22 protein-coding genes are annotated in these 25,550 nt (G+C 31.8%); 17 read left to right on the forward strand and 5 right to left on the reverse strand.

All coding sequences use genetic code 11. From position 1 onward, the window contains the following. Positions 1 to 5 precede the first annotated feature (5 nt). The gene (locus BN1075_RS13580) at positions 6 to 968 is read left to right on the forward strand and encodes an ABC transporter ATP-binding protein (RefSeq protein WP_040193755.1); all 963 of its coding nucleotides are present in this window, start codon (positions 6 to 8) and stop codon (positions 966 to 968) included. Between the two features lie 44 nt (positions 969 to 1,012). Here the strand turns inward: BN1075_RS13580 and BN1075_RS13585 are convergent, their stop codons facing one another. After that, complete coding sequence (locus tag BN1075_RS13585; protein WP_040193756.1) at positions 1,013 to 2,329, reverse strand: APC family permease; 1,317 nt, start codon at positions 2,327 to 2,329, stop codon at positions 1,013 to 1,015. Positions 2,330 to 2,546: 217 nt separating this feature from the next. Here BN1075_RS13585 and BN1075_RS13590 point away from each other — a divergent pair, with 217 nt between their 5' ends. The 5 genes from BN1075_RS13590 (at position 2,547) to BN1075_RS13610 (ending at position 8,941) form a co-directional block, all read left to right on the forward strand. Beyond that, entirely contained in the window at positions 2,547 to 3,341 is a 795-nt protein-coding gene (locus BN1075_RS13590) for a pseudouridine synthase (protein WP_040193757.1), read from the forward strand. 124 nt (positions 3,342 to 3,465) lie between these two features. Beyond that, positions 3,466 to 5,838: a glycosyltransferase gene (locus BN1075_RS13595; protein WP_235777807.1), complete on the forward strand. Its 2,373-nt coding sequence runs from the start codon at positions 3,466 to 3,468 to the stop codon at positions 5,836 to 5,838. A gap of 13 nt (positions 5,839 to 5,851) precedes the next feature. Then, entirely contained in the window at positions 5,852 to 6,289 is a 438-nt protein-coding gene (locus tag BN1075_RS13600; RefSeq protein WP_040193758.1) for a hypothetical protein, read from the forward strand. A 4-nt stretch (positions 6,290 to 6,293) separates the two neighbouring features. Continuing rightward, positions 6,294 to 7,715 (forward strand): MBOAT family O-acyltransferase, encoded by a 1,422-nt coding sequence (locus tag BN1075_RS13605; RefSeq protein ID WP_040193759.1) that lies wholly within the window; start codon positions 6,294 to 6,296, stop codon positions 7,713 to 7,715. 14 nt (positions 7,716 to 7,729) lie between these two features. Continuing rightward, positions 7,730 to 8,941 carry an alginate O-acetyltransferase AlgX-related protein gene (locus BN1075_RS13610; protein WP_040193761.1) on the forward strand — a complete coding sequence of 404 codons (1,212 nt, stop codon included), beginning with the start codon at positions 7,730 to 7,732 and terminating at the stop codon, positions 8,939 to 8,941. 78 nt (positions 8,942 to 9,019) lie between these two features. On the opposite strand, the gene BN1075_RS13615 is transcribed toward BN1075_RS13610, so the two are convergent. Continuing rightward, positions 9,020 to 9,871, reverse strand: a complete 852-nt coding sequence (locus tag BN1075_RS13615; RefSeq protein WP_040193763.1) for a helix-turn-helix domain-containing protein — start codon at positions 9,869 to 9,871, stop codon at positions 9,020 to 9,022. Between the two features lie 255 nt (positions 9,872 to 10,126). Here BN1075_RS13615 and BN1075_RS13620 point away from each other — a divergent pair, with 255 nt between their 5' ends. Beyond that, on the forward strand, positions 10,127 to 11,470 hold the full coding sequence (locus BN1075_RS13620) for an MFS transporter (protein WP_456151392.1): 1,344 nt from the start codon (positions 10,127 to 10,129) through the stop codon (positions 11,468 to 11,470). Positions 11,471 to 11,486: 16 nt separating this feature from the next. Beyond that, positions 11,487 to 12,239 carry an alpha/beta hydrolase family protein gene (locus tag BN1075_RS13625; RefSeq protein WP_040193765.1) on the forward strand — a complete coding sequence of 251 codons (753 nt, stop codon included), beginning with the start codon at positions 11,487 to 11,489 and terminating at the stop codon, positions 12,237 to 12,239. 76 nt (positions 12,240 to 12,315) lie between these two features. Here the strand turns inward: BN1075_RS13625 and greA are convergent, their stop codons facing one another. Continuing rightward, on the reverse strand, positions 12,316 to 12,780 hold the full coding sequence (gene greA, locus BN1075_RS13630; RefSeq protein ID WP_040193766.1) for a transcription elongation factor GreA: 465 nt from the start codon (positions 12,778 to 12,780) through the stop codon (positions 12,316 to 12,318). Between the two features lie 410 nt (positions 12,781 to 13,190). Here greA and BN1075_RS13635 point away from each other — a divergent pair, with 410 nt between their 5' ends. From BN1075_RS13635 to BN1075_RS13660, 6 genes are all read left to right on the forward strand, one after another. Continuing rightward, positions 13,191 to 13,421 carry a hypothetical protein gene (locus BN1075_RS13635; RefSeq protein ID WP_040193767.1) on the forward strand — a complete coding sequence of 77 codons (231 nt, stop codon included), beginning with the start codon at positions 13,191 to 13,193 and terminating at the stop codon, positions 13,419 to 13,421. Between the two features lie 112 nt (positions 13,422 to 13,533). Further along, positions 13,534 to 14,175, forward strand: coding sequence for a polyprenyl diphosphate synthase (uppS, locus tag BN1075_RS13640; protein ID WP_040193768.1), 642 nt, complete (start codon positions 13,534 to 13,536; stop codon positions 14,173 to 14,175). A 48-nt stretch (positions 14,176 to 14,223) separates the two neighbouring features. Beyond that, positions 14,224 to 15,750 carry a phytoene desaturase family protein gene (locus BN1075_RS13645; protein ID WP_197072320.1) on the forward strand — a complete coding sequence of 509 codons (1,527 nt, stop codon included), beginning with the start codon at positions 14,224 to 14,226 and terminating at the stop codon, positions 15,748 to 15,750. A gap of 198 nt (positions 15,751 to 15,948) precedes the next feature. Then, a complete protein-coding gene (locus BN1075_RS13650; RefSeq protein ID WP_268871545.1) occupies positions 15,949 to 16,638 on the forward strand; it encodes a FadR/GntR family transcriptional regulator in 690 nt (229 codons plus the stop codon). Positions 16,639 to 16,944: 306 nt separating this feature from the next. After that, positions 16,945 to 18,660, forward strand: a complete 1,716-nt coding sequence (gene ilvD, locus BN1075_RS13655) for a dihydroxy-acid dehydratase (protein ID WP_040193771.1) — start codon at positions 16,945 to 16,947, stop codon at positions 18,658 to 18,660. 33 nt (positions 18,661 to 18,693) lie between these two features. After that, a complete protein-coding gene (locus tag BN1075_RS13660; RefSeq protein WP_040193772.1) occupies positions 18,694 to 20,052 on the forward strand; it encodes a GntP family permease in 1,359 nt (452 codons plus the stop codon). 89 nt (positions 20,053 to 20,141) lie between these two features. On the opposite strand, the gene BN1075_RS13665 is transcribed toward BN1075_RS13660, so the two are convergent. Further along, positions 20,142 to 21,359: a helix-turn-helix transcriptional regulator gene (locus tag BN1075_RS13665; protein WP_040193773.1), complete on the reverse strand. Its 1,218-nt coding sequence runs from the start codon at positions 21,357 to 21,359 to the stop codon at positions 20,142 to 20,144. Between the two features lie 232 nt (positions 21,360 to 21,591). Here BN1075_RS13665 and BN1075_RS13670 point away from each other — a divergent pair, with 232 nt between their 5' ends. Together BN1075_RS13670 and BN1075_RS13675 are read left to right on the forward strand one after the other, a co-directional pair. After that, positions 21,592 to 23,058 carry an MFS transporter gene (locus BN1075_RS13670; protein WP_052406550.1) on the forward strand — a complete coding sequence of 489 codons (1,467 nt, stop codon included), beginning with the start codon at positions 21,592 to 21,594 and terminating at the stop codon, positions 23,056 to 23,058. A 133-nt stretch (positions 23,059 to 23,191) separates the two neighbouring features. Further along, entirely contained in the window at positions 23,192 to 23,734 is a 543-nt protein-coding gene (locus BN1075_RS13675; RefSeq protein ID WP_235777808.1) for a peptidylprolyl isomerase, read from the forward strand. Between the two features lie 99 nt (positions 23,735 to 23,833). Here BN1075_RS13675 and BN1075_RS13680 read toward each other — a convergent pair whose 3' ends face one another. Beyond that, complete coding sequence (locus tag BN1075_RS13680; protein ID WP_040193775.1) at positions 23,834 to 24,490, reverse strand: HAD family hydrolase; 657 nt, start codon at positions 24,488 to 24,490, stop codon at positions 23,834 to 23,836. Between the two features lie 173 nt (positions 24,491 to 24,663). Between BN1075_RS13680 and BN1075_RS13685 the strand changes: the two genes are divergently transcribed. Then, positions 24,664 to 25,497 (forward strand): tyrosine-protein phosphatase, encoded by an 834-nt coding sequence (locus tag BN1075_RS13685; protein WP_040193776.1) that lies wholly within the window; start codon positions 24,664 to 24,666, stop codon positions 25,495 to 25,497. Positions 25,498 to 25,550: the final 53 nt, after the last annotated feature.

A 25,550-nucleotide genomic window follows, 5' to 3' on the forward strand; every position in this document is an offset into this window, starting at 1 on the left:
TAAGTATGGCACTGCTAGAAGTTGAAAATTTAAAAACATATTTCGATATAGAAGGCAAAAAATGTACAGCGGTAGATGGCATATCCTTTGTGCTTAATAAAGGTGAAACTATGGCTGTTATTGGGGAATCAGGTAGCGGAAAAAGTGTAACAGCTTTGTCCATAATGGGACTAATTGATTATTCAGGCAAAATTGCTGAAGGAAAAATTATATTTAATGGAGAAGATTTGTTAAAGAAAAAAGAAAATGAGATAAGAAAAATTAGGGGAAATGAAATTGCAATGATTTATCAAGATCCCATGACAACCTTAAATCCAATGAATAAGGTTGGAGAACAAATAGGGGAAGCCTTGATAATTCACAAAAAAAATAAAAAAAATGAAATTAAACCAATTGTAATTGACTTGATGAAAGCTGTTGGTATTATGGATGCAGAGGAAAGGTATAATCAGCTTCCAGATCAGTTCAGTGGTGGTATGAGGCAGAGATTAATGATTGCAATGGCAATAGCGTGTAAGCCAAAGCTTTTAATTGCCGATGAACCTACTACAGCTTTAGATGTGACAATTCAGGCTGAAATTTTAGATTTGCTGCGTAATCTTAAGAGTAGCAATGATATGTCCATAATATTAAACACTCATGATTTAGGTGTTGTTGCAGAGATGGCAGATAAAGTAATTGTAATGTATTGTGGAAAAATTATGGAGATGACATCTAATGAGGAATTATTTAATAATCCTCTGAATCCATATACAAAAAAGCTGATGGAATGTATTCCAAGAGTTGATGATAAAAAAAGAAGGCTACAAACCATAGATGGTTATGTACCATATTTAACTCAATTGCCTAAAGGATGTAGATTTTCTAACAGGTGTGAGTATGCCACAGATAAATGTAAAGCAGAAGTACCAGAGCTCATAGAAGTTGAAGAAGGACATTGGTCAAGATGTTGGTATATTAATATTTAAAACTATATTATAGAAAAATTCTCAAGCATTTGCTTGAGAATTTTTTATGCTGCACGCTTTTTATAGGCATAAATTGGAATACCTATAAGTGTTATTATTATTCCACCTGAAGAAATTAAAGGGGCCGTTATTAATTGATTAATTACAACAAATAGACCACCTAAAATTGCTAGGAATGGGATAATGGGATATAAAGGTACTTTATATGGCCTATTCATATCAGGTTTTTCTTTTCTGAGTTTTATTACACCAATAAAGGTAAGAGTATAGAAAACCCATACAGCAAATATGGTTAAGTCACTTAAAAGATTAAATTGGCCAGAAAGGGCATATATGCAGGCCAAAATTGAGGTAAGCCATATTGCATTAACAGGGGAACCACCTTTATTTACCTTTGATAAGCATTTACTTCCTGGAATGTAGCCTTGTATGCTAAGTGCATAAGGGATTCTCGAACCAGTTAGAATATATCCGTTTAAGGTTCCAAAAACAGAGATAAGGATACCTACAGTGATAATTTTACCTCCTATCGGTCCGAATATTTTATTCGCAACTAAGGTTGCAGGAGATGTTACTTTAGCAAGTTCACTGGCTGGAGCAATCCATAGATAAGCGATATTTATTAATAAGTATACGGCCATTACTACAGATAATCCACCAATGATAGCTTTAGGAAGATCTTTTCCTGGAGTTTTCATTTCACCGGCTAATGCACCAACGTTTATCCAGCCGTCATAAGCAAAGAGGGTTGCGATAAGTACTTGACCTAATGCGCTGAAGGCATTTATGTCAGGCCCAGTTAAAGGAGAGATTATAGATGTTGAGTTTCCTTTTATGAATCCAAAAATAATAATTAATATTAAAGGGATTAATTTGCAGATAGTTGCTACTGTTTGAATACCTCCTCCTATGGAAGAACCAATAATGTTTAATAATGCTAATAATAAAATTATTCCAAGTGCAATTGGTAATACGACTCTCATATTATCTGAGGTAAATCCAAGTAATTCTGATGCCTGCTGAGCAAAAATTACTCCTATGGCAGCTATGGTGCCAGGAAAAAATAGAACTGTCTGCATCCATCCAGTTAAAAATCCTAATCTTTCTCCGTAAATATCTTCAATATAAACCATCATACCACCAGTTTTGGGTATTGCAGCAGAGATTTCAGCAGCGGTTAATCCACCCATGATGGTGATAAAACCACCTAGGATCCAAGCTATAATACCAAGGCCTGGTCCACCATTTGTAGCAGTGTAAATAGCTTGGGGCTTGAAAAAAACGCCAGAGCCTATAACTAAACCTACAACAGTGGATATTGCTGCAGCGAATCCAATATTTTTCTTCAGTTTCTTTGACATACTTATTCTCCCTTACAATGTATTTTAATAAATAATAATTCAATAAAATTAGTGTTCCACTTTTATATGGATTTATTAATGCTTAGCTTATAAAAGTAGTAATGTGGTATACTAAGGTGAGCATTAAGAGGTTAAAGCACATAAAATCTATTTTCTTAGCAAAAGCTAAAGTAATTTTTATATAAATAATTAGTAACGTAAGATGAGGTAAAGAGTAATGAGGTTAGATAGGTTTTTAGTAGAGTCATCAATTGGCACAAGACAAAAAGTTAGAGATTATGTGAAGGCTGGTTTGATTAAAGTAAATGGAAAAATCACAATTGAACCGTCCATTGATGTAAATGAAGAAACGGATGTTATTAAATATAAAGATGTAATAGTTGAACTTGGTAAAAAGAGATACTATATGTTCCATAAACCAGGTGGATGCGTTACAGCCAGAACAGATTCTAACTGTAAAACTGTAATGGATTATTTTTTAAAAGAAAATATGGAAGGGATTTTTCATGTAGGAAGATTGGACAAGGATACTGAGGGGTTGCTGCTTTTTACTAATGATGGAGAGTTTAATAAAAGGCTTATGAGTCCAGAAAAGAATGTGAAAAAGACCTATTTCTTTTGGGCACTGGGAAGTTTAAATGATAAGGAGAAAGAACTTCTTGAAAAAGGCATTTATATAAGCAAGGATGAAGCAATTACAAAGCCGGCTAAAATAGAAGTTGTGCATGAAGGAATATGGAAAGAGTTTAAATCACAGCTTCAGGTCGTTAAGTTTTATAAGGCTAAAGGAAACAATGAAAAACAGTCTGTAGTAGCAGGATATCTTACAATTTCAGAAGGGCGAAAGCACCAAGTAAAAAGAATGTTAAAAGCTGTTGGCTGTTACGTGATCTATTTAAAAAGAGTATCCATTGGAGAACTAAAATTAGATGAAGATTTAATGCAGGGAGAGTATAGAGAATTAAAAGAAGATGAAATTAAATTATTGATGAAAGACCATTATAATGAATAATTAGCTTGGAGGTGCAGAGAAATCTGCACCTTTAATTTTTGCAGTAATAATAAATTTATAGTATAGAGAAATACTAAAAAAAGGAGTTTGTAATTAAAGATTAAGATAAAATCTGTGTGAAGAGGTGATTACTATTTTCTCAAAAGTATTTAAGAATAAGCTTCTTATAATTTGTACCTTTCTTTCTTCAATTATCTACATAGCATGGAGAATATTTTTCACGTTGCCCTTTGGCTATGGTTTTATATCAATGATAGCAGGAATTATTTTATTATCAGTAGAGATTATAGGACTTTTTGAGTCTGTGATTCATTACAGAACTATGTTTAGCATGGAGTACCCTGAAAGGCCACAAATAGATAGAGACCTTTATCCAGAGATTGATGTATTTGTTACAACATATAATGAACCAGTTGAATTAATATATAAGACTATTAATGGCTGTATTAATATGGATTATCCAGACAAGAAAAAGGTGCATATTTTTATTTGTGATGACTCTAATAGAGATGAAATGAAAGAACTTGCAGATAAATTAAAGGTAAATTATGTGACACGTACAGAACGAAAGGGAGCAAAGGCTGGAAACCTGAATAATGCTATGCAAAATTCTAGTTCACCCCTAATTGTAACCTTTGATGCCGATATGATACCGATGCATGACTTTTTAATGGCATGTGTACCTTATTTTTTAGAAAAAGAACAGTTTATTAAGGAGAATCCTCAGGCTGAAGTTGATGAAGAAAAATTTGAACAAATAGGTTTTGTGCAAACTCCACAAAGTTTTTATAATCCAGATTTATTTCAATATAATTTGTTCTCAGAAAACAGAATTCCTAATGAGCAGGATTATTTCTACAGGGATATACAGGTTTCAAGAAATAAGACTAATTCAGTAATTTATGGTGGGTCAAATACTATTCTTTCTAGAAAAGCTCTCGAAGAAGTTGGAGGTTTTTATACAAAAGTTATAACAGAAGATTTTGCAACAGGAATGCTAATACAGAGTAAAGGGTATAGATGTTATGCTATTGATGAAATTCATGCTTCAGGATTATCTCCATCAGATTTACAAAGTTTAATAAAACAAAGAGAACGCTGGGCCAGAGGCTGTATTCAGACAGGGAGAAAGTTAAATATTCTATTTAGAAAGGGCCTAAATTTTGGTCAAAAGTTAAGTTATATGTCTGCAATTTCTTATTGGTATTCAGGGTTTAAAAGACTTGTTTATATAATTTCACCTATTTTATTACCCCTATTTGGAATTATGGTTTTAAATGCCAGCTTATTCGAGATTTTAATATTTTGGCTTCCAATGCATTTGTTAAACAGTGCTTCCCTGAAGCTACTTTCAAAAAATATTCGAAATACTAAGTGGACCAATGTTTATGAAACAATTTTATTTCCTTCTTTGCTGCCAGTTGTATTTTTAGAAACTTTGGGAATATCAAAGAAGAAATTTTCAGTAACCAGAAAAGAGGGACCTGTTTTTGAAAAGAGGTATCAGATTAAAAAAGCAATACCCCATACAATATTTGCAGCCTTTTCAATTGCGGCAATAGTTAAGTGTATAGTTATGACCTTTGAGGTTGGTTCGCCGGTGTATAGTGTTTTATTATTTTGGTTAATTATGAATTTGTACACTATACTAATGTCAATTTTCTTTATGCTAGGAAGAGAATATTATCGAAGTGTGGAGCGATTCCCGATAAAAACTCAGTGCTTAATTTCATTTGAAGAGATATTAATTCACTGCTCAACAGTGGATATATCTGAAGGTGGTATTGCTGTAATTATTAAGGAACCACGGTTTATTCCCTATGACGAAGCTGTTAAATGTGAAGTTTCAACCATAAGATATAAAACAGAGTTTAGGGCAGTAATTGTGCAAGTAACAGAAGTTAATAATGGATGGAGATATGCTTTTAAAATTAGCAGTATAGAAGAGTTAGATTATAGACAGCTTTTAAATATCATTCATGACAGAGAGCCAGCTTTACCGAAGCATCTAGAAAAAAACAGCAGTATTTTTGAAGATTTAAGAATTAATTTGTTAAAGAGAAAAAATAAACAAACAAGGCTTAGCAGAAAGCTTCCAAGGATTAATCTAAACAAGCGAGTTCAGGTTGAGGAAGCAGGAACAATTACAATGATTAATTTCAATTATGAGTACATTTTAATTAAGAACAAAAAAAGTATGTTGGATAGGAAGAAGATTAAAATTCATCTAAATGAGGAATTTACTATAGATGCTACATTAATAAAGCATAATGTTAGGGGAAAAAAGGATTTAAATGAAGAGAAAGCTGAAAGGGAGATCCTTTTATATCGTGTAGATAATTATAAACAAGTAGCACAGAATCCCAAGCTTTTGGAACTTTTAAAGCTATGGATTAAGCAATATGAGTCAGCAGAGATTGCTGCAATTGAAAGGAGCAAACGTTCAAAGGGGCGAGGAATTGCTGAAGATGAATTTGATGAAATGAAGTATTTATAGATGAGGTGAACAAATGAGTTTTTACATTGAAGGAGATTTAATTGTTCAAATACCAGTTGCAGGAGAGTCCATTGCAATTTTCAAAACATCAGGAGCAGCAGAATTTTATATGGACTATATAGAAGGGGTATCAATAACAAAGGATGGAAGGCTTGTTATTAATACTGATGTGCAGCAACAGAGTATTAAAATTTATGCTAGAAATAATGATGGTGAAGTTGCAGAGATAGAGGTTCAACTTATAAAGTCGTGGACAGAAAACTTCATTGAAAAAGATGGAACAGTTATGAAAATTCCAAGGACCGGAGAAATGCCTACAATTGGTGGAACCTTATATGAGTTTTCTACTAAGGAAATCACAATATGGTGTATAAGAGGAATTGTATTAGTCGTTTGTATTGTTTTTATAATTTTATATTATTCGTGGAGAAAAAAACAAGGAAGGAAGTGAAGGTATGTTATTTTCAAGTATAATATTTTTATTTTATTTTTTACCTTTAGTTTTAGTAGTTTATTATCTTTGTTCTTTTTCTGTAATTTTAAAAAATGGTATTCTTCTGATCTTTAGCTTGTTTTTCTATGCATGGGGTGAGCCTAAATATGTATTTCTTATGATAGGTTCAATATTATCAAATTATTTATTAGGACTTTTAGTTCACAGATGTAGAAATAATAAGGTTTTGGGGAGTTTAACTATAGTTTTAACCTGTATCATAAATTTAGGTGGTTTATTTATCTTTAAATATTTAGCCTTTGTAATAAGAAACCTTAATGAAATAATGAGTTTTACCCTAAAGGTGCCAAGTATTCCACTTCCAATAGGAATTTCCTTTTTTACTTTTCAAGCCATGTCCTATGTTATAGACGTATATAGAGGAGATGGAAAGGTTCAGAGAAATCCTTTTTATGTGGGGTTATATATATCACTATTTCCACAGTTAATAGCTGGGCCAATTGTAAGGTATAGGACCGTATCAGAGCAGATAAAATTTAGAAGAGAAACCTTAGATAAATTTGTAGTTGGATGCTGCAGGTTTATAACAGGATTAAGTAAAAAAGTATTAATATCAAATAATATGGCCATCATCGTTGATAGAATTTTTACAATGAATAGCAATGGAAGTGTGCCAATGACTCTTGCATGGCTTGGATCAATAGCTTATACCTTCCAGATTTTCTTTGATTTTTCAGGTTATTCCGATATGGCTATTGGATTAGGACTAATATTTGGATTTAAATTTGAAGAAAACTTTAATTACCCTTATATTTCTAAGTCGATTTCGGAGTTTTGGAGAAGATGGCATATGTCCCTTGGAACTTGGTTTAAGGATTATGTATATTTCCCATTAGGAGGGTCAAGGGTAGCAAATAAGGATAAAGTTATAAGAAATTTATTTGTAGTATGGCTTTTAACGGGTGTATGGCATGGGGCAGAATGGAATTTTATTTTATGGGGCTTATTAAATTTTGTTTTCATTGCCATGGAAAAGTTAGTTTCTTTTGAAGATATTGAAGTAAAGAGTATATATAAGCATCTATATGCTATGTTCATAGTGAATTTAGGTTGGGTTCTATTTAGAGCACCAAACTTAATAGAAGCTGGGGAATATATAAAATCCATGTTTACTTTTGTAAGTAATGGATTTTGGAGTAATTATACATACATGTTTCTTAAGGAATATTTTGTGTTTTTTATAGCAGCAGCAATTTTATCAACACCTTTTGCTCGTAGAGTTAATAAGTTTATTATTAATAAAGCAAAAGGATATAAGACTTTAGAGTATATTTATCCAGTCACTATAATGCTGTTATTTTTGATTTGTGTTTCTTATTTAGTAAAGGGTGCATACAATCCGTTTATTTATTTTAACTTTTGATAGGAGCTTGAAATATGGTTAATCGATTTTTTAAGAAAAACTTTATGGCAGCAATTTTATTTATTATTTTTATATTCATATTTTCAGGATTAAATTTATTTGTATCATATAAGCCTATTGTAGAGTGCTTGAATAATGCGAAAACTTCAAAATCTTCTATGAGAGATACAATAAAGGATTTAGAAACAACTATAAATGAAAATGTATTTGAGAGATATAAATTTATTGATGGTTATGGATATATTCAAAGGCTTATGGGGAAAAATGAGGAATCAAACTTTGAAGTAATAAAAGATGAACAAGGTTTAAGTCACTATACATTTTTTGCTGATAAACCAAACCCAGTTAAAGAGATTGCAAGAAGAACAATAGCTTTTAGCAAGAATGTTGAAACTTCTCAAAAAAAGTTTATATATCTAATGCCACCAGATAAATATATTGAGGGGATTACAAAGTTTCCAACAGGGATTCCTTATAATTATGCAAATGAAACAGCAGATAATTTCTTGGAAGAGCTGAAGAAAAGTAATATTAGCACTATAGATTTGCGGGATGGGCTTAATAATTTAGGGATACCTGATGATGAAATATTTTTTAAGACAGATCACCACTGGAGGATTCCAACGGTTTTTTGGGAGTATGGCAAGCTTGTTGAAAAATTAAATGATGATTATGGATTAAAATTAGATGAAAGCGGTTTTTATAGAAATAAAGAAAATTACAACATTATAAAGTATAATAATGTGTATATTGGCTCCATGGGAAGAAAAGCAGGTGTTTATTATTCAGGTATTGATGATTTTACTCTTATTTATCCAAAGTTTAAAACTGATTATGAGTTTTATGCTAAAACTGGAGAGCAGGAGAGTAAGCTGCAGGGAAGATTTGAAGATGCATTGTTAGCTGTTTATCCTTTAAGGGTTAGAAAGGATACCTATGCGTTAGAGGCAGATAAGTATTTTTCTTATTTATATGGGAATCAAGGTGTTGTGCATGTAAAAAATAAAGAGGTCTTAGATGGGCCTAAGTTTCTATTCATTAAAGACTCATTAACAGTACCTTTATCTGCATTTTTATCTACTGTGAGTTCAGATATATATTTAATTGACCCTAGATATTATAAAGAAGACATTGTGGAGTTTGCAAAACAAGTTGATGTAGATTTTGTTTTTATGGCATTTTATCCACAAAATCTAGTAAAAGAATTTTTCCCATTTTATGAATGACATAATACGAGATTAAAGAAAGTACAGAAAGGTTAGTAGTTGCCATTTTCATGGTTCTGATAACCTTTCTGTATTTTTTCATTTTGTCTCCATATTTTTAGATTTTATTTCTTTGCAATATTCCATTGGTGTAAGTCCAAATTCGTTTTTGAAGGCACGGAACATATGGTTATAGCCGCCAAGACCACAGTGCTTATAAACATCTACTACAGAATTTCCTTGTTCCAGAAGTTTCTTGCAGAGTTCGAGTTTGTTTTTTACAATGTAACGATGGATTGTCATGCCAGTTTGCTTTTTAAATTCCCTTGAAATATGATACTTACTCACAAAAAAGACTTTTTCAAGACGTTCCAGAGGAATTTCTTCTGTAATATGAAGTTTTATGTAAATTATTAAATCATCAACTAAGGAACGGCTTCTTTTTTTAGCTTTTTCTTTTGCCTCTGCTCGGATAGCTGCTCTTATAAGGAGAATTATAAAAATACTTAATAAATTTTTTTCATATAAGTCTTGTGCAAATTCATTTTCTTTAAACTCAGAGTTTAATAGGGTTGTAGAAATATTTTTTAGAAGAAGCAATGTTTCAGCTGATGCATAGATAAATTCACATTTAGAGGGCATTACATTTAAGCAGTTAACGAAGTTAATATCTTCGGTAGAGAGTTTATTTAGATATTCTAAAGAGATGGAAACTTCAAAAATCTCTAAAGGACGGTTGCTAGAGACTTCAAGATAAATCTTATTTCCAGGACTCATGATTAAAATATCTTCTGATTGTCCCTTGAAAGTCTTTTCTTCAAAGGTAATATTACAATTACCGCCTATAATTAAAACAAATTTATAGCTTAAAATGCTTGAAAGTATTTCTACTTTTTTTTTCTCATTGCCATGGATTGATTTTTTTATTGCATATAATTTTTTATTTGACATAGAAATTTCACTCCAGTATTAATACCATTTATTCATAAATATTACATCAATTTTTGGTAGTATACAAGCAATAAATGTATATGTTATAGAGATTAATTGTGGGAAAATAGGATTAAGGAAACATATAAATCTTTGATTTGGATTATGTAAACCTATTCCTTTTAATGTTTTGGAAGGAAGCTTTTAAGATATTGCGCGCATTATTTAAGTTTTAAAATTTCTTGGGGGGAGAATAGAATAATGAGAGAATTTTCTATGAAAGACAAATTAGGTTATACCTTGGGAGACCTTGGATGTTGTTGTACAGAACAATTTAGAGCAATGTTTTTAACCGTATTTTATACCTTGGTTTTAAAAGTAAATCCTATTCATGTTGGAACAATTATGCTTATTACAAAATTATGGGATGCTGTAAATGACCCAATAATTGGAGCGATAATAGATTCAAAAAAAGCAAAAAAAGGTGCAAAGTTTGTACCTTGGATTAAAGCCTTTTCAATTCCTTGTGGAATATTAATGTGTATTGGATTTTTAAATGTTTCTAACTTAAGCTATGGGTTAAAACTGGCTTATATTTTAATTACTTATGTTGCCTATGAAGCAATGTATACTTGTGTAAACGTGCCTTTTGGTTCATTATCAAGTGTTATGACTGATGACGTAAATCATCGTACAGATTTATCAAGATATAGAAGCTTGGGTGGAACAATTTTCATGACAGTTATAGTTATTGCAGGGCCACTATTCTTATATAAAGACAATATGCCAGTACCTTCAAACTTCTTGTTACTTGCAATAATTTGTGCTTGTATAAGTATTTTGTGTCTACAGATTACATCTGTATGGTGTAAAGAGCGTGTTGAGCTTCCTGAAGTTGAAAAAGAAAAGTTTAATTACTTCGAGATTTTAAAGAATATAGGGAAGAACAAAGCTTTAGTTGGAGTTATAGTTGCAAGTTTAGTTGGAATGATTGCTGCAAGTATTGTTAACAGTTTAAATACTTATTTGTATAAAGATTATTTTGGAAACGTTAAGATTATGGCTGTTTCTGGTATGTTAAGCACAGTATATTCATTAATTACATTTGTAGGTACAAAGTATGTAGCTAAGAAGTTTGGTAAAAAAGAGTGGTGTATGTATGGATGTACCTTTGCAGCGCTTGTATTTATAGGATTATTTATATTCCCTATAACAAATCCAATAGCATTTATAGTTATTAATGGAATTTGTTATATTGGAGCTTCAGGCTTACAAGTTCTCATATGGGCATTAGTAAATGATGCTATTGATTATCAGGAACTTCAAACAGGTTCAAGGAATGAAGCAATAGTATACTCAACTTATTCTTTCTTTAGAAAGTTAGCTGGAGCAATTAGTGCAAGTTTAGGAAGCTTTACTTTAGCTTTCATTGGGTATAATGTTGAAGCTGCGGTACAAACTGCAGAAGTAACTAATAGACTTTGGAAAGCATACACAGGAATATATGCTGGAGGATATTTATTAGCGGTATTAGCATTACTATTAATATATCCTTTAACTAAGAGAAAAACTGAAGAAATGCTTAAGGCATTAGCAGAAAAGCGTAAAAACGCTGCGTAATTCAAGGAGGAGAAAGATGATTCAATTAGTAGAGGTGAAAAATAGAAAAGGTAAAATGTTAAGGGGAGTATTAACATTACCAGACGGGGTTGAAAATCCTTGGATAGTATTAAACCTTCATGGCTTTGGGGGAAGCAAATCTGGACATAAGAATTCACATACTCACTTATCGAGAGTTTTGTTGGAGGAAGGAATTGGCTGTGCTCGATTCGACTTTTATGGCTGTGGAGAAAGTGATGGAGAATTTGAAGAATTGACATTTACAGGTCAGCTTCAAGATACTGAGGATTTATATAATTGGATCATTGATAGTAAGATAACGAATAAGGAACATATAATTTTATCTGGTCAAAGCTTAGGTGGATATGTAGCATCATGTGCAGCTCCGAAGCTTCAGCCAATAGGATTAATATTAATGTGTCCAGGTGGCGGAATGTGGTTTGGATGTAAAGAGCGTTCAGATCAATTAAAGGCTAAGGGTGTTCAGTTTGCAGATTTAGAAGGTTTAAAATTTAATGTTGATTTTAATTATGACCTGTATAATTATGAACCTTTCTCAAGTGCAAAGGGATACGATAAAAAGGTGTTATTGGTGAGAGGTACAGAGGACAAACTTGTTAATGAAGAAGCATGTCAAATGTATTTGAAATGCTATAATAGAGACAATACAACTTATGTACAGGTTGATGGTGGAGATCATAATTTTGCCAGTATTACTGCTAGGGCTGCTTGCGAAAAAGCAATAATAGATTTTGTTAAAACCTTTTAATAAAGAGAGCTGCTTCGAAGAAGATTTTCTTTGAAGCAGCTCTTGTTTTATAAACATATTAACTTAAAATATCTATCTATAGAATTTCGAGAACTTCTACAGAATACTTTTCACCTGGGGCTTCAACCTCTACCACATCACCTGTAGTTTTGCCAGAAAGGGCTTTTCCTAAATCAGATTCAATACTGATAAACATTTTTTCAGGATCAGCATCCAGGGTAGTTACTAAGGTTATTTCTGTATCAAATTCATCATCTATGAACATTATTCTTGCCTTGCTATTTATTCCTAAGGTAGATTTATCTAATGAAGATTCATCAATAATTGTTGCAGTAGATATCATTGTCATCAAATATTGAATTCTATTGTCATTCTCTCTATAATTTGCACAGGCTTCTTTGTATTCGGCATTTTCTGATCTATCACCATGAGCTGCAGCAATCAATTTTTCCTTTGCAATTTCAGCTCTTTTAACTGTTAGTCTATATTCTAATTCTTCTTCTAGTTTCTTCATATTTTCTGCGGTTAATGTATTATTCATCAGTATATGAACCTCCCCTATTAAACATTATAATAGTATTATATAACATATGAAGAAAAAGAAAAGGTATAATGCAGATATAAAAGTATAGATATGAAATTGTGAATAGAATAAAATAGATGATATTTAGTTAAACTAATTAAAACTTAATTTAGTGAGAGTATGTTTGTTATTGGACATTTATAAAAAATATATGTTTATGTCTAATATTAACTAGGTTAATTTTTCAAGGAGAAGTACTAGAAATTGAGGATATTAGAACCTTAAATAAATTAGTTTTTGAAGGAATTGGAAATTTAGACCTTAATTATAATGGAAGCAAGAAGTTAAAAGATTTTATAGAAACTGTATTTCCAATTTCGTTTGTTTATATAGCTAATTTAAATTATCAGTAGAAGGAAGAGATTAAGATGGATATAAGAGAGATAAGTAAGAGTCAATTGCTAAAAAATGTTACAATCGCTCAACGAGATCAATATTCACATACCAGTAGTTTAAATGATAATGATAAACCTATAGAAGTTGAGGAGATTAATGGGGATTATTATGTAACCGAAGGATTAGACAGATTACTTAACGCGCATTTTAGTGCTTCGGGTGATGATAAAATTAAATGTTATATCAAACATAATTTGAAGTAAAGAGACTGCATTGCAGTCTCTTTACAATTTTTTTAATATATTAATTCATTACAAATGAATAGGTACAAACTTCTTATGTCAATAATAGGAACATAAGAAAGGGGAGTTAATTTTGAGAATTCCAAAGCATATAGCAGTAATTCCAGACGGAAATAGAAGATGGGCGCAGAATAATGGGTTGGAAAAGCAAGATGGATATAATTATGGCTTAGACCCAGGTTTATTGTTTTTGAGATTATGCAAAAAATATGGAGTAGAAGAAGTTACCTATTATGGGTTTACCACAGACAACTGCAAGAGACCAAGGTCCCAGGTGAAAGCTTTTTCAAAGGCTTGTGTTGATGCTGTAAAGCTTATTGAAAAGGAAAATGTTTCTTTGCTTGTAGTTGGAAACACTGAATCAGATATGTTTCCTAAAGAGTTATTACCTTATACAACTAGAACTAATTTAGCTAAAGGTGAAATTAAAGTTAATTTTCTTGTTAATTATGGATGGGAATGGGACTTAAGTTCCATGGAACTTAATTCTCGTAACAGAAAAACAATAATGGAAAGTTTAAAATCTAAGGAAGTTTCTAGGATAGATTTAGTAATTCGATTAGGAGGAAGACAGAGACTTTCAGGATTACTTCCAGTACAGTCAGTTTATGCGGATATTTTTTGCATCGATGATATGTGGCCAGAGTTTTCAGAGTTGCATTTTATAAAAGCTATAAATTGGTTTAATAATCAAGATGTGACATTAGGCGGTTAATTTAAAAGAAGTATAGAAAAGGGTAATTAAAATATGAGTCATTTTCAATTGAATATAAACAGAAATGAAAGAAAAAGAATTATAATAATTGGAGCTGGAATCGGAGGTTTATGTACAGGGATAAGACTTCAGCATGCCGGGTTTGAGGTTAAAATATACGAAAAAAATGACTTTTCAGGAGGGTGCATTAGGTATGTTACTAGTGATGATGAACTATTTAAAATAGATGAGAGTGCATCTTTAGCAATAAATCCTTTAACTTATGATAAGATTTTTTGTGATTTGGCAATAAATCCACGGAAATATTTCCAATATATATCTTTGGATAATTATTATAAAGTTTTTACTCATAGTGGTAAGGTATTTAACTTAAGTACGAACTTAGTTAAAACTCAAGAGGAGTTAAACTTTATCAATAATAAGGAAGTTGAAGGATATACTAAGTTTATTTTTGACACATCATATAAGTATTTAATTGCAAAAGACAAGATACTAAATAGGCCCTTTATAGATAGTAGTGATGTTTATAGTTTTGATACAATAAAAACTTTAGCAAGATTAAAGGTATTAAATAGCGCCGGTGATTATGTAAAAGGATATGTTGAATCTAAAGAACTTCAAGAACTTATATTTTTTCAAACCTTTTTTATGGGGGTATCTCCTTATAAGATTCCTAGTATTTATACATCAGTAGCTGCCAATTCACAAATTGAGGGGATAAGTCATATTGAAGGAGGGTTATCAGCTTATGTTCTAGCCCTCCAAAAATTGTTTTTGGAATTAGGCGGTAAAATTTGTTTTAATTCCTTCATAAACAAAATAGTAATTAAGGATAAGTATGCTAAGGGCATAATGTATGATAAAGAATTTATACCAGCTGATAAGATAGTATTAAATACAGATTACATTAATGGTCAACGAAATCTGCTTAATAGGAACATAGAGGATATTAAACTAATAAGCAATTTTGAAAAAAATATTAATAATATTGATTTGTCATGTTCTACATTTATTATACACTTAGGATTATCAATTAAATTTAAGGAATTAGAGATACATAATTTATATTTAAACAAAGATTTTAAAATAGAAATAGAAAAGGTTTTTGAAGGTAAACTACCGAAAAATCCTTCTTTGTATATCTACTATCCTTCTGCTAAAGATGGTAGTTTTTGTAAAAATAGTAATCATTCAGTGATGAATATAATGGTTAGAGTTCCTAATTTAAAAGATTTAAATATTTCTTGGGAAGATGATACAAAGATACAACTATATAGTTTATGTATTAAAATTTTAGAAAAAGCCTTGAAAATAAAAAATTTAAGTTCATATATTTTATTTCAGAAGATTACAACACCAAAGAATTTTCAGGAAAATTTTAATTATTATATGGGAAGTTGCTTTGGAATTGGTCATACGTTTTTTCAAAGTATGGTGTTTCGACCTCAGATAAAGGATAAAAAAATTGAGAATTTATATTATGTGGGTGCATCCATACATCCTGGTAATGGAGCTTCAATTGTAATGGATTGTGCTAAAATAGTAGCAAATACAATAAATAATGAAAAAAGGTAGTTTAGTTAATGGGTTAATATTAAGTTATTAACCCATATCTTTTAGTAATATATTGGTGAGTTAGGAAGTTCATTATAAATGTAATTTGTAATAATATATGTAATTGAAGAAGTATAAGTAGTTTGAAGAAGTTAAAGTAAAATTGTAGAAATTTATACTTGGTTAAGCTATAATATTTTAGGATAGGAGGTGCTAGAGTTGACAAAGAAAAAAAAATCTTTAGTAGAAACAGTATCAGATGAGATAACAAAGTATATTATGGATAATGAATTACAAGTTGGAGATAAGATACCTAATGAGTTTGAATTAGCTGAAAAACTAAATGTTGGACGAAGTACAGTTAGAGAAGCAATAAAAGCTCTAGTGTCTAGAAATGTGTTAGAGGTTAAAAGAGGTTCAGGTACATTTATTTCATCTAAAGCGGGAGTAGCGGATGATCCACTAGGACTTGAGTTAATTAAGGATAGAGCAAAGCTTGCACAGGATTTATTAGAAGTAAGATTTATGATAGAGCCAGAAATTGCATCCATTGCAGCAACTAAAGCTACAGAAGAAGAAATTGAGAGATTGCAACACTTATGCGATGAAGTTGAGCAGTTAATATTACATAAAAAGAATCATAGATTAAAGGATATTGAATTTCATACTGAAATTGCAAAGATAAGCAGGAATCAGGTTGTTGCAACACTAATTCCAATAATTGATAAATCTATTGAAATATTTATTGAACTAACTAAAAGTGCATTAGAACAGGAAACGATTGAAACACATAGAGAAATTTTTGAAGCTATAAAAAATAAAGATCCAAAGGGTGCACATGATGCAATGTATTTACACCTAGTATATAATAGAAGAAATCTAAAAAAAGCTGATGAAATAGATAGATAGTAAAAGTCATAAAACATAGTATGTTTTATGACTTTTTTATATAAATATAATAAAAAATAAAATCGAATAATAATTTTTTTAAAGAGATGTCATACGTCTAAAGGATATCAAAATGGTTGAAGACGTTGAAAATACCTGGTTTAGCTATACTATTTAGCAGTAATTGCAGTTTAAAATTAAATATTCTCAAAATATTGACGTGAAAACCTATTCATGTTATAGTATAAATACATCAGACGTCAGACGATTAATCGGGCGGATTATTTAAATAAAATATTATTATTATACAGCTAAGGAGAAAAAATTATGCGTAGTCAAGAATTAAGAAAAATTGCACCAGAATTAGATCCTTTAAGAAGAGGGATGGGATGGTCAGTTAATGATTTAGAAAAACCACAAATAATTATAGAGAGCACATTTGGAGATAGTCACCCAGGAAGTGCACACCTTTTAAAATTCGTAAATAGTGCAGCAAATGGAGTTTGGGAGCAAGGCGGAAAAGCTTCACGCTTCTTTGCAACAGATATCTGTGACGGAATGGCTCAAGGACATGACGGGATTAACTATTCTCTTGCATCAAGAGATACAATAACTTCATTAATAGAGATTCATGCTAACGCAACACCATTTGATGCTGGAGTATTTATATCAAGCTGTGATAAAGCGGTACCTTCTCACTTAATGGCTATAGGAAGATTAAACATTCCTTCAATAGTTATAACAGGTGGAGTTATGGAAGCGGGTCCAAACCTACTTACATTAGAGCAAATAGGAATGTACAGCGCAATGTGCCAAAGAGGAGAAATAACTGAAGAAGAGTTAACTTACTATAAGCACAATGCATGTCCATCATGTGGAGCATGTTCATTCATGGGAACTGCATCAACAATGCAGATTATGGCTGAAGCTTTAGGATTAATGTTACCAGGAAGTGCTTTAATGCCTGCAACTTGTGAAGATTTAAATGATTTTGCCAAGAAGGCAGGAGAGCAAGCAGTAGCCCTTGCAAAAATGAACTTATTACCAAGAGATATGGTAACAATGAAATCTTTTGAAAATGCAATTATGGTTCACGCTGCTATATCAGGTTCAAGTAACTCACTACTGCACATACCAACAATAGCACATGAATTTGGAATAGAATTAGATGCTGAATACTTTGATAGATTACATAGAGGAGCACACTACCTTCTAGATATCAGACCTGCTGGTAAGTGGCCTGCAGAGTACTTCTACTATGCTGGTGGAGTTCCTGCAATCATGGAAGAAATTAAGGATAAGCTTCACTTAGATGTTATGACTGTAACAGGTAAAACTCTAGGAGAAAACCTTGAAGATCTTAAGAAAAATGGATATTACGAAAAGTGTTATGCTCATTTAGCTAAAACTGGCTTAAAGAGAGAAGATATTATAAGACCATACGACAATCCGATAGGAAAAGATGGTACAATTGCAATCCTTAAAGGAAACTTAGCACCAGGTGGAGCTGTAGTTAAGCACTCAGCAGTACCAAAAGAAATGCATAAAGCTGTTCTTAAAGCTAAGCCTTTCGATAGTGAAGAGGAAGCAATTGATGCAGTAATCAAGAAGGTTATCAGACCTGGAGATGCTGTAATAATCAGATATGAAGGGCCTAAGGGAAGTGGAATGCCAGAGATGTTCTACACAACAGAAGCAATAGCTTCAGATGAAGAATTATCAGCAAGCATAGCTTTACTTACAGATGGAAGATTCTCAGGAGCTTCAAGAGGACCAGCTATAGGTCATATATCCCCAGAAGCAGCAGAGGGTGGACCAATTGCTCTTGTTGAAGAGAATGATTTAATTGAAATCAACATTGAGGAAAGAGTTCTTGAGATTGTTGGAATCAATGGTGAAAGATGTAGTGCAGAAGAAGTAGCTAAAGTTCTAGAAGAGCGTAAGGCTAAATGGGTACCAAAAGAGGAAAAATATAAATCAGGTATCTTAAGTATCTTCTCAAGAAATGCTGTATCCCCAATGTTGGGTGGATATATGAAATAATAATATTTTCTAAAGGATGGGAGCGATTTTAAAATGGAAGGTTTTGTAGCATCTCCAGAGAGATTAATACTTGCAGCAGTATTAGGAATGGCAATACTTTTATTCCTAATAATTAAAGTTAAGTTACAACCAGTAATATCAATCGTAATCAGTGCAGTTATCATCGGAGTAGTAGCAGGAATGCCATTACCAGGTATCGTAAGCACAATTGAAAAGGGAGTAGGTAATACTCTATCAGGAATAGCATTACTTGTAGGTTTAGGATCCATGTTTGGAGCTATACTTGAGGTAACAGGTGGAGCAGAAACAATTGCTCAGACAATGGTTAGTAAATTCGGTGATAGTAAGGCTGCTTGGGCTTTAGGTATCACAGGTTTAGTTATCGGTATGCCAGTATTCTTTGATGCAGGTCTTATCATACTTATACCACTAGCATTTGGACTTGCTAGAAAAACTAATAAATCAACTCTTACTTATGCAATACCATTACTTGCTGGTCTTGCAGTAGGGCATGCGTTTATACCACCAACTCCAGGTCCAGTTCTTGTTGCAGGAATGTTAAACGTTGAGCTTGGATACGTTATAGGAGTAGGTGCTGTGGTAGGTACTGTTGCTATGATCGTAGCAGGACCATTATTCGGTAAGTATATTGGTGGAAAAATCCACGTACCAGTTCCAAAAGCTTTCTTAGAGCAAGGAGCTGAAATAAAGAAGAATGAAAAGTTACCTTCATTCGGAACAGTTGTAGCTATAATATTAATACCATTAGTATTAATATTACTTAACACAGCTTCTAAGCAAATACCAGCTTTAGAATCAATGCAGCCAGTATTTGCATTCTTAGGAACTCCATTCATAGCTTTAACAATATCAACTGTAGTAGCTATGATATTACTAGGACTTAGACATGGATTTACTCGTGAAGAATTAGAGAAAGTTATGACTAAATCTCTTGAGCCAGCAGGTATGGTATTACTTGTTACAGCTGGTGGTGGAGTGTTAAGATATATGCTTCAAGATTCAGGATTAGGTGATGTTATCGGAAATGCAGTAGCAAGCAGCAGCTTACCACTAGTATTAGTAGCATTCGTAATCGCTGGAGCAGTAAGAATATCTATAGGTTCAGCAACAGTTTCTATGACAATGGCAGCTGGTATCGTAGCAGCAATGCCAGAAGTAGCAGCTTTATCTCAATTACACTTAGCAGCAATAGTTATGGCTATAGCTGGTGGAGCAACAATAATGTCTCACGTTAACGATTCAGGTTTCTGGTTAGTTAAATCTCTATTCGATATAGATGAGAAGACAACTTTAAAAACTTGGACAGTTATGGAAACTATCGTAGGTGTAACAGGTTTAGTTGGAGCGTTAGTAATATCAATATTTGCTTAATATTGATAAGTAAACTAAAAGGTATAATAAGTCATTTATAGTACAATAAAGAAGTCCCCTATCGTAAAAAGATAGGGGGTTATTTTTATTTATACAATATTTTCAGTCATACTTTGATTACGATATTCGCTGGGAGTTATTCCGGTTTTAGCTTTGAAAACTCTGGCAAAATAGTTTATTTCACTAAAGCCTACAGCAGTAGCAATATTACTAATTGAAAGGCTGCTGTGGCCACGTAAAAGGTATTTTGCCTCTTGAATTCTTTTTTCAGTCACATATTCAGGAAGACTTTTGCCAACTTCTTTATTGAACTGCTGTGATAAGTAAGAAGCATTAACATTTAGTTTTCTTGAAATATCCTCTAAAGTAATAGGCATTGATATATTGAGCTGAACATAAGTTATCATCTTTCTTACGTTAGAAGAATAGTTAGTTAAGGGATTTGTCCTTACTAAATGACAGTAGTCATATATCATATCCTTTTTACAAGGGTCAATATCTTTTAGTTCAGATATCTGTTCTATTTTTACAGACCATTTAGCACTTATATGGTCAATATAAAATGGATGAATTTTAGCTGACTCAATAGCTTTGCGCATTAATGTATTTAATACAATTAGAAGATTTTTTTCGTTTCTTAATTTATTTGGAATTCTGTTAAGGAAAATAGGTGATTTAATAAGGTCATGAGCAAGTTCATATTCACCTTTTGCAACTTTAGATAGAAATTCATGTTCAAATAAGTATCTTTGCTCTATAACATCAGCCCTTTTTTGAAGTGAATGAGTTTCAAAAACAGGTGATGGATAAATTATATTAGTTGGAAGTTCTATATTACAAACCTCGGAATACTCAATTTGTTCATTATAAATACTTTGTGAGAGTGTATCAAATATAACCTTTATTCTATCGTAATTCAAAACAGACAGGGAATTGAAGTAATTTATATATTTTTCTTTTAATGTTGCTGAAATTTTATTAGTTTTTAGTATAGCTTCTATATCAATAGATTTCGGTGGGTTTAAAAGATAAGGGCCTATAATTGCAAATCCGTCATTATTCCATAGGTGTAAAGTTGAAAAGTGTATGTTAAAAAGTGTTTTAACCTCACAAACTTGCCCTACGTTGCAATGATTTAAAAGATCACCTAGTAATACTAAATCGAAACTTTTACTTATTGCTGCTGGTATATTTGTTCTATCTATATAGTCACATCCATCCAGTTCTTCATTAAGATATAAAAAGTTAGTACCTAATAAATTTAGTGTCAAATTGGAATATGCTTTATATTGGTTTAAAGAAATCATAACATTCACCTCTTTAACTTTAATTTTAATTTATAACAAATATAGTACATAATTTATAAAAAATACATTTCAAAAGTTGCGATAATTTTTATTAGCAGGTTGTTAAGAATATATAAATAATTTACACAAAAAGTAAATTATTTGCTAACGTTTTATAAATACATTTGATAATATAAAGCTATAATCATAATAAATTAAAAATTCAAAATTTTATGGGAAAGGGGAATTTGTTATGAAAAAAGCCAATCAAAGTACTGCTGTTAAACCATTTGGTATTCAAGACAGATTTGGATATTTAATGGGGGATTTCGGATGTAATATGAGTTTCTCATTAATTTCAGCTTACATGATGTTATTCTATACCCAGTATATTGGAGTTAGTCTTGTACACTATGGATTTATCATTTTATTTACAAAGATTTGGGATGCAATTAATGATCCACTAATAGGAGCATTAGCAGATAAGTTTACACCTAAGAGTGGTTCTAAATTTAAGCCGTGGATTTTCTGGGGTAGCTTCCCACTAGCATTTGGATCCTGCCTACTATTTTTAAACACTCAAAGCTGGCCATATTTTGCTAAGATTCTTATCTGTGTAATAGGATACTTAGTATGGGATGTAGCTTACACTGTTGTAAACGTTCCTTATGGTTCAATGAATGCTACTATAACTTCAGATCCTGTAGAACGTAGTCAATTATCTACTTGGAGAAGCTTTGGAGCAATGGCTGCTGGAATACCAATAAGCATTATTATCCCACAATTAGTTTATAAAAAAGAAATAGTAAATGGAGTAGAACAAAGTATATTACAAGGACATAACTTGTTTTTAATAGCACTTGTAATGGGATTGATAGCACTTGTATCTTTCCAATTAGTATACCGATTATGTACAGAACGTATTACTGTTGAAGATCGTAAAGATGCACCAAAATTCAGCTATATTGAGGCTATAAAAGGATTCTTTACTAACCGTGCGGTGTTAGCACTTTCAGCAGCTACATTAGCTCAAGTTGTATTTATGATGGGTGCTCAATCAACAGGTGCATTAGTTTACCAAATGTACTTTGGAGATGGCAGTCTATCTAGCTTTGCAGTACTTGGAATGTTAGTACCAATGTTAGTTTGTGCACCACTTGTAAAACCTTTAGTTAAGAGATTTGGTAAAAAGAATCTTTGTAGCTGGCCAATTCTTATAACAATAGTTGCTTATGGAATAATATTAATATTACCCAAAATGTCACCAGTTGTTTATATCGGTTTAACATTAGTAGCTAGTTTAGGAACAGGTTTATACAGCATGGTTGGTTGGTCATTAGTAGCTGACTGTATCGATTCTATCGAGTATAAAACAGGCAGAAGAGAAGAAGGGACAATATATGCAACTTACTCAATGGTTCGTAAATTAGGACAAGGTATTGGACAAAGCTTAATACCATTTATAATTGTAGCAGTTATTCCTGGACTTGTTATGAATGATCCTACAACATGGAATCCGGCATATGGATTAACAATGAAAAACCTTGCTGCTGCATTACCTTTAGCTGGCGCAATCATTATATTCTTCTGCTTTAAGTTTATATATGATTTAGACAATAAGAAGTTAGATGAGATAGAAAAGGCTTTAGGACGTCAAAGGAAAGATGTAACAGTTACTGTTAGCAGTGCTTTATCTGCTACAACAAATTCAGAAGAATAAAATTAAGTTTGAAGCATGAACAAAGATTACCACCTTTGTTCATGCTTTTTTAGTTTAAATGCTATAATATAACAATAGAGAATTTTATATAGAGGAGAAGATGATGGTCTTGAACAGGAATCCAATAGCAACAATGACTATGAAAAGTGGAAATAAAATAGTAATAGAACTTATACCTAAGGAAGCGCCTAATGCAGCAAGTTGTTTTATAGATTTAGCACAAAGAGGTCTCTTTGATAATAGAGTAATAAAAAGAATTGCTCCAGACTTTGTTTTGCAGCCAACCTATGATTCTTTTGAAAGAGATCCAGAATGTAATGTAGCTTTGAATGGCGAGTTCAGAAAGAATGGTTTTGAAAATAACTTAAAAATCGAAAAAGGTGTGGTAGCATTAGGTGGCGATGGCTTAAAAATGTCAGGGGGAAGTTGTTTCTTTATAACCTTGAGTGATGAGGCAGGAAAAAGACTAGATGGTAAATACACTGGATTTGGAAGAGTAATAAAGGGATATGAAGAAGTTGAACGTATTGTTTCGGTAGAGACAAAATCTATTGATGTTGGAATAAAAGGTGTAGTGATAAATGAGCCTGTTGTACCAGAGATAATAGAAAAAATTGAAGTTGAAACTTTTGGTATAACATATGATAAGCCAGTCATAATAGGAGTAGCAGATTAAAATGATTTCTATGCATTGGAACGATGAAAAGTGAATGGAACAATAAAGGAGCTCATGTCTATTTGATATGAACTCCTTTTAAGATAAAAGTAAATTAGATTAAGAGCATAAAAGGGTACTTAGTTCCTCAACATCTTTTACAATGTAGTCTGCTCCAGAAGTTTCAAGCTCTTGGTAGTTTCCATAGCCATAAAGAACACCTACAGACTGAAGACCAGCTTTTTTAGCTCCGATTATATCGTGCTTTCTATCACCAACCATTATAGCTGTTGAAAGGTCAGAAATAGAATTTTCCTTTAAAACATGGAAGATAACCTCAGCTTTATTTGCTCTTGTTCCATCAAGGTTACTTCCACCAACGAAATCGAAATATTGTCTTAAATTAAAGTGTTCAAGGATTCTTTCTGCAAACACTGCTGGCTTTGAAGTCGCAATAAGTAGAGTTTTTCCTTGCTTTTTTAAGCTGATAAGCATATCTTCAAAGTTTTCATAAAGAAAGTTTTCGTAGATTCCTTTTTCTTGAAATCTTTCTCTATAATATAAGATAGCCTTCTCAGCAGCTTCATCAGAGAAGTTGTAGTATTCAATAAATGAGTCCTTAAGAGGTGGTCCTATAAATTTGCATAGGTTGTCCAGATTTTCTACATGAATATCAAATTTATTTAATGCATATGCAACTGAAGAGGTAATTCCTATTTTAGGATCAATTATTGTTCCATCCAGGTCAAATAATATGTATTGTTTCATTTGTTTCATCTCCTTGGTTTAAATGCTTTATGTAAATAGTCTTAATTAATTATAGCATAAGTTTATAATTGTAATTTAATAGAGTTTTAATTTCAATAATATGGTAGTATACTATTATAAAATATAAACTTTTATAAAATTCTGGATAGGAATTAAAGAGATTAAGGATGAGGAGAAGAAACATGGAGAAAAACGCAAATGAAATCATTAAGATTAAGAGAAGTATAGAGATACCACATGTAACAAATTTTAGAGATATTGGTGGGTATAGTGTTAAAGGTGAAAAAACCATAAAGTATGGCCAATTTTATCGATGCGCAAGCTTTTCAAGGATTGATGAAAGTGATATTAAAATATTAAAGGAATTAAATTTAAAGATTATTGTAGACCTTCGTTCAAAGGGGGAAAGAGAAAGTGAGCCAGACATTATTCCAAGTGATTGCGAATATTATAATTACTCAGGAATTGTTACTATGGACAATCCTAATGATATGGCTAATCAATTTGGTGGGAATATGGATATGAAGGATATATTGATGAATATTCTTCAAAAAAATATAGAGATGCCAAATCCAATGGATTATTTAAAAGAATGTTATACAACAATGGCTGAACATAGTCAGTCTTTTAAAGCTTTGTTTGACCTGATAAAACAAAATCCAGGTAAACCTATAGCTTTTCACTGTACAGCAGGGAAAGATAGGACAGGGGTAGCTGCAGCATTGATAATGTTATGCTTAGGAGCAAGTGAAGAAACTGTCATGGAGGATTATTTGCTATCAAATATGTATAGAAAAGTAGAAAACGACAGTGTAATAGAATCACTTAAAAAATACACATCAGCAGAAGAGTTTTTAGCCATAGTTAGATCTATGCTTGAGGTGAATGCTGAACTTTTAAATGCATATTTTGATAAAGTAAAAGAGCTTTATGAAACTTGGGATAATTATTTTGAAAAAGCTTTAGGAATCTCAAGCGAGGATAGAAAAAATTTGAAAGAGTTATATTTAGAATAGCATAGTTTGTTATTAATGAAAAGTATATATATTTATGGGATTATTATGTATAG

The sequence above is a fragment of the Clostridium culturomicium genome, from assembly GCF_000821305.1.
In the GTDB taxonomy this organism is placed as follows: domain Bacteria; phylum Bacillota; class Clostridia; order Clostridiales; family Clostridiaceae; genus Clostridium_J; species Clostridium_J culturomicium.

What these genes read in the sequence shown, in the direction of transcription:
- BN1075_RS13635 (WP_040193767.1), top strand. Translation starts at nt 13,191, where the DNA reads ATGGATATAAGAGAGATAAGTAAGAGTCAATTGCTAAAAAATGTTACA.
- BN1075_RS13685 (WP_040193776.1), top strand. Translation starts at nt 24,664, where the DNA reads ATGGAGAAAAACGCAAATGAAATCATTAAGATTAAGAGAAGTATAGAG.
- ilvD (WP_040193771.1), top strand. Translation starts at nt 16,945, where the DNA reads ATGCGTAGTCAAGAATTAAGAAAAATTGCACCAGAATTAGATCCTTTA.
- greA (WP_040193766.1), bottom strand. Translation starts at nt 12,780, where the DNA reads ATGAATAATACATTAACCGCAGAAAATATGAAGAAACTAGAAGAAGAA.
- BN1075_RS13585 (WP_040193756.1), bottom strand. Translation starts at nt 2,329, where the DNA reads ATGTCAAAGAAACTGAAGAAAAATATTGGATTCGCTGCAGCAATATCC.
- BN1075_RS13665 (WP_040193773.1), bottom strand. Translation starts at nt 21,359, where the DNA reads ATGATTTCTTTAAACCAATATAAAGCATATTCCAATTTGACACTAAAT.
- BN1075_RS13675 (WP_235777808.1), top strand. Translation starts at nt 23,192, where the DNA reads ATGACTATGAAAAGTGGAAATAAAATAGTAATAGAACTTATACCTAAG.
- BN1075_RS13610 (WP_040193761.1), top strand. Translation starts at nt 7,730, where the DNA reads ATGGTTAATCGATTTTTTAAGAAAAACTTTATGGCAGCAATTTTATTT.
- BN1075_RS13590 (WP_040193757.1), top strand. Translation starts at nt 2,547, where the DNA reads ATGAGGTTAGATAGGTTTTTAGTAGAGTCATCAATTGGCACAAGACAA.
- BN1075_RS13660 (WP_040193772.1), top strand. Translation starts at nt 18,694, where the DNA reads ATGGAAGGTTTTGTAGCATCTCCAGAGAGATTAATACTTGCAGCAGTA.
- BN1075_RS13580 (WP_040193755.1), top strand. Translation starts at nt 6, where the DNA reads ATGGCACTGCTAGAAGTTGAAAATTTAAAAACATATTTCGATATAGAA.
- BN1075_RS13615 (WP_040193763.1), bottom strand. Translation starts at nt 9,871, where the DNA reads ATGTCAAATAAAAAATTATATGCAATAAAAAAATCAATCCATGGCAAT.
- BN1075_RS13620 (WP_456151392.1), top strand. Translation starts at nt 10,127, where the DNA reads ATGAAAGACAAATTAGGTTATACCTTGGGAGACCTTGGATGTTGTTGT.
- BN1075_RS13605 (WP_040193759.1), top strand. Translation starts at nt 6,294, where the DNA reads ATGTTATTTTCAAGTATAATATTTTTATTTTATTTTTTACCTTTAGTT.
- BN1075_RS13600 (WP_040193758.1), top strand. Translation starts at nt 5,852, where the DNA reads ATGAGTTTTTACATTGAAGGAGATTTAATTGTTCAAATACCAGTTGCA.
- BN1075_RS13670 (WP_052406550.1), top strand. Translation starts at nt 21,592, where the DNA reads ATGAAAAAAGCCAATCAAAGTACTGCTGTTAAACCATTTGGTATTCAA.
- BN1075_RS13625 (WP_040193765.1), top strand. Translation starts at nt 11,487, where the DNA reads ATGATTCAATTAGTAGAGGTGAAAAATAGAAAAGGTAAAATGTTAAGG.
- BN1075_RS13680 (WP_040193775.1), bottom strand. Translation starts at nt 24,490, where the DNA reads ATGAAACAAATGAAACAATACATATTATTTGACCTGGATGGAACAATA.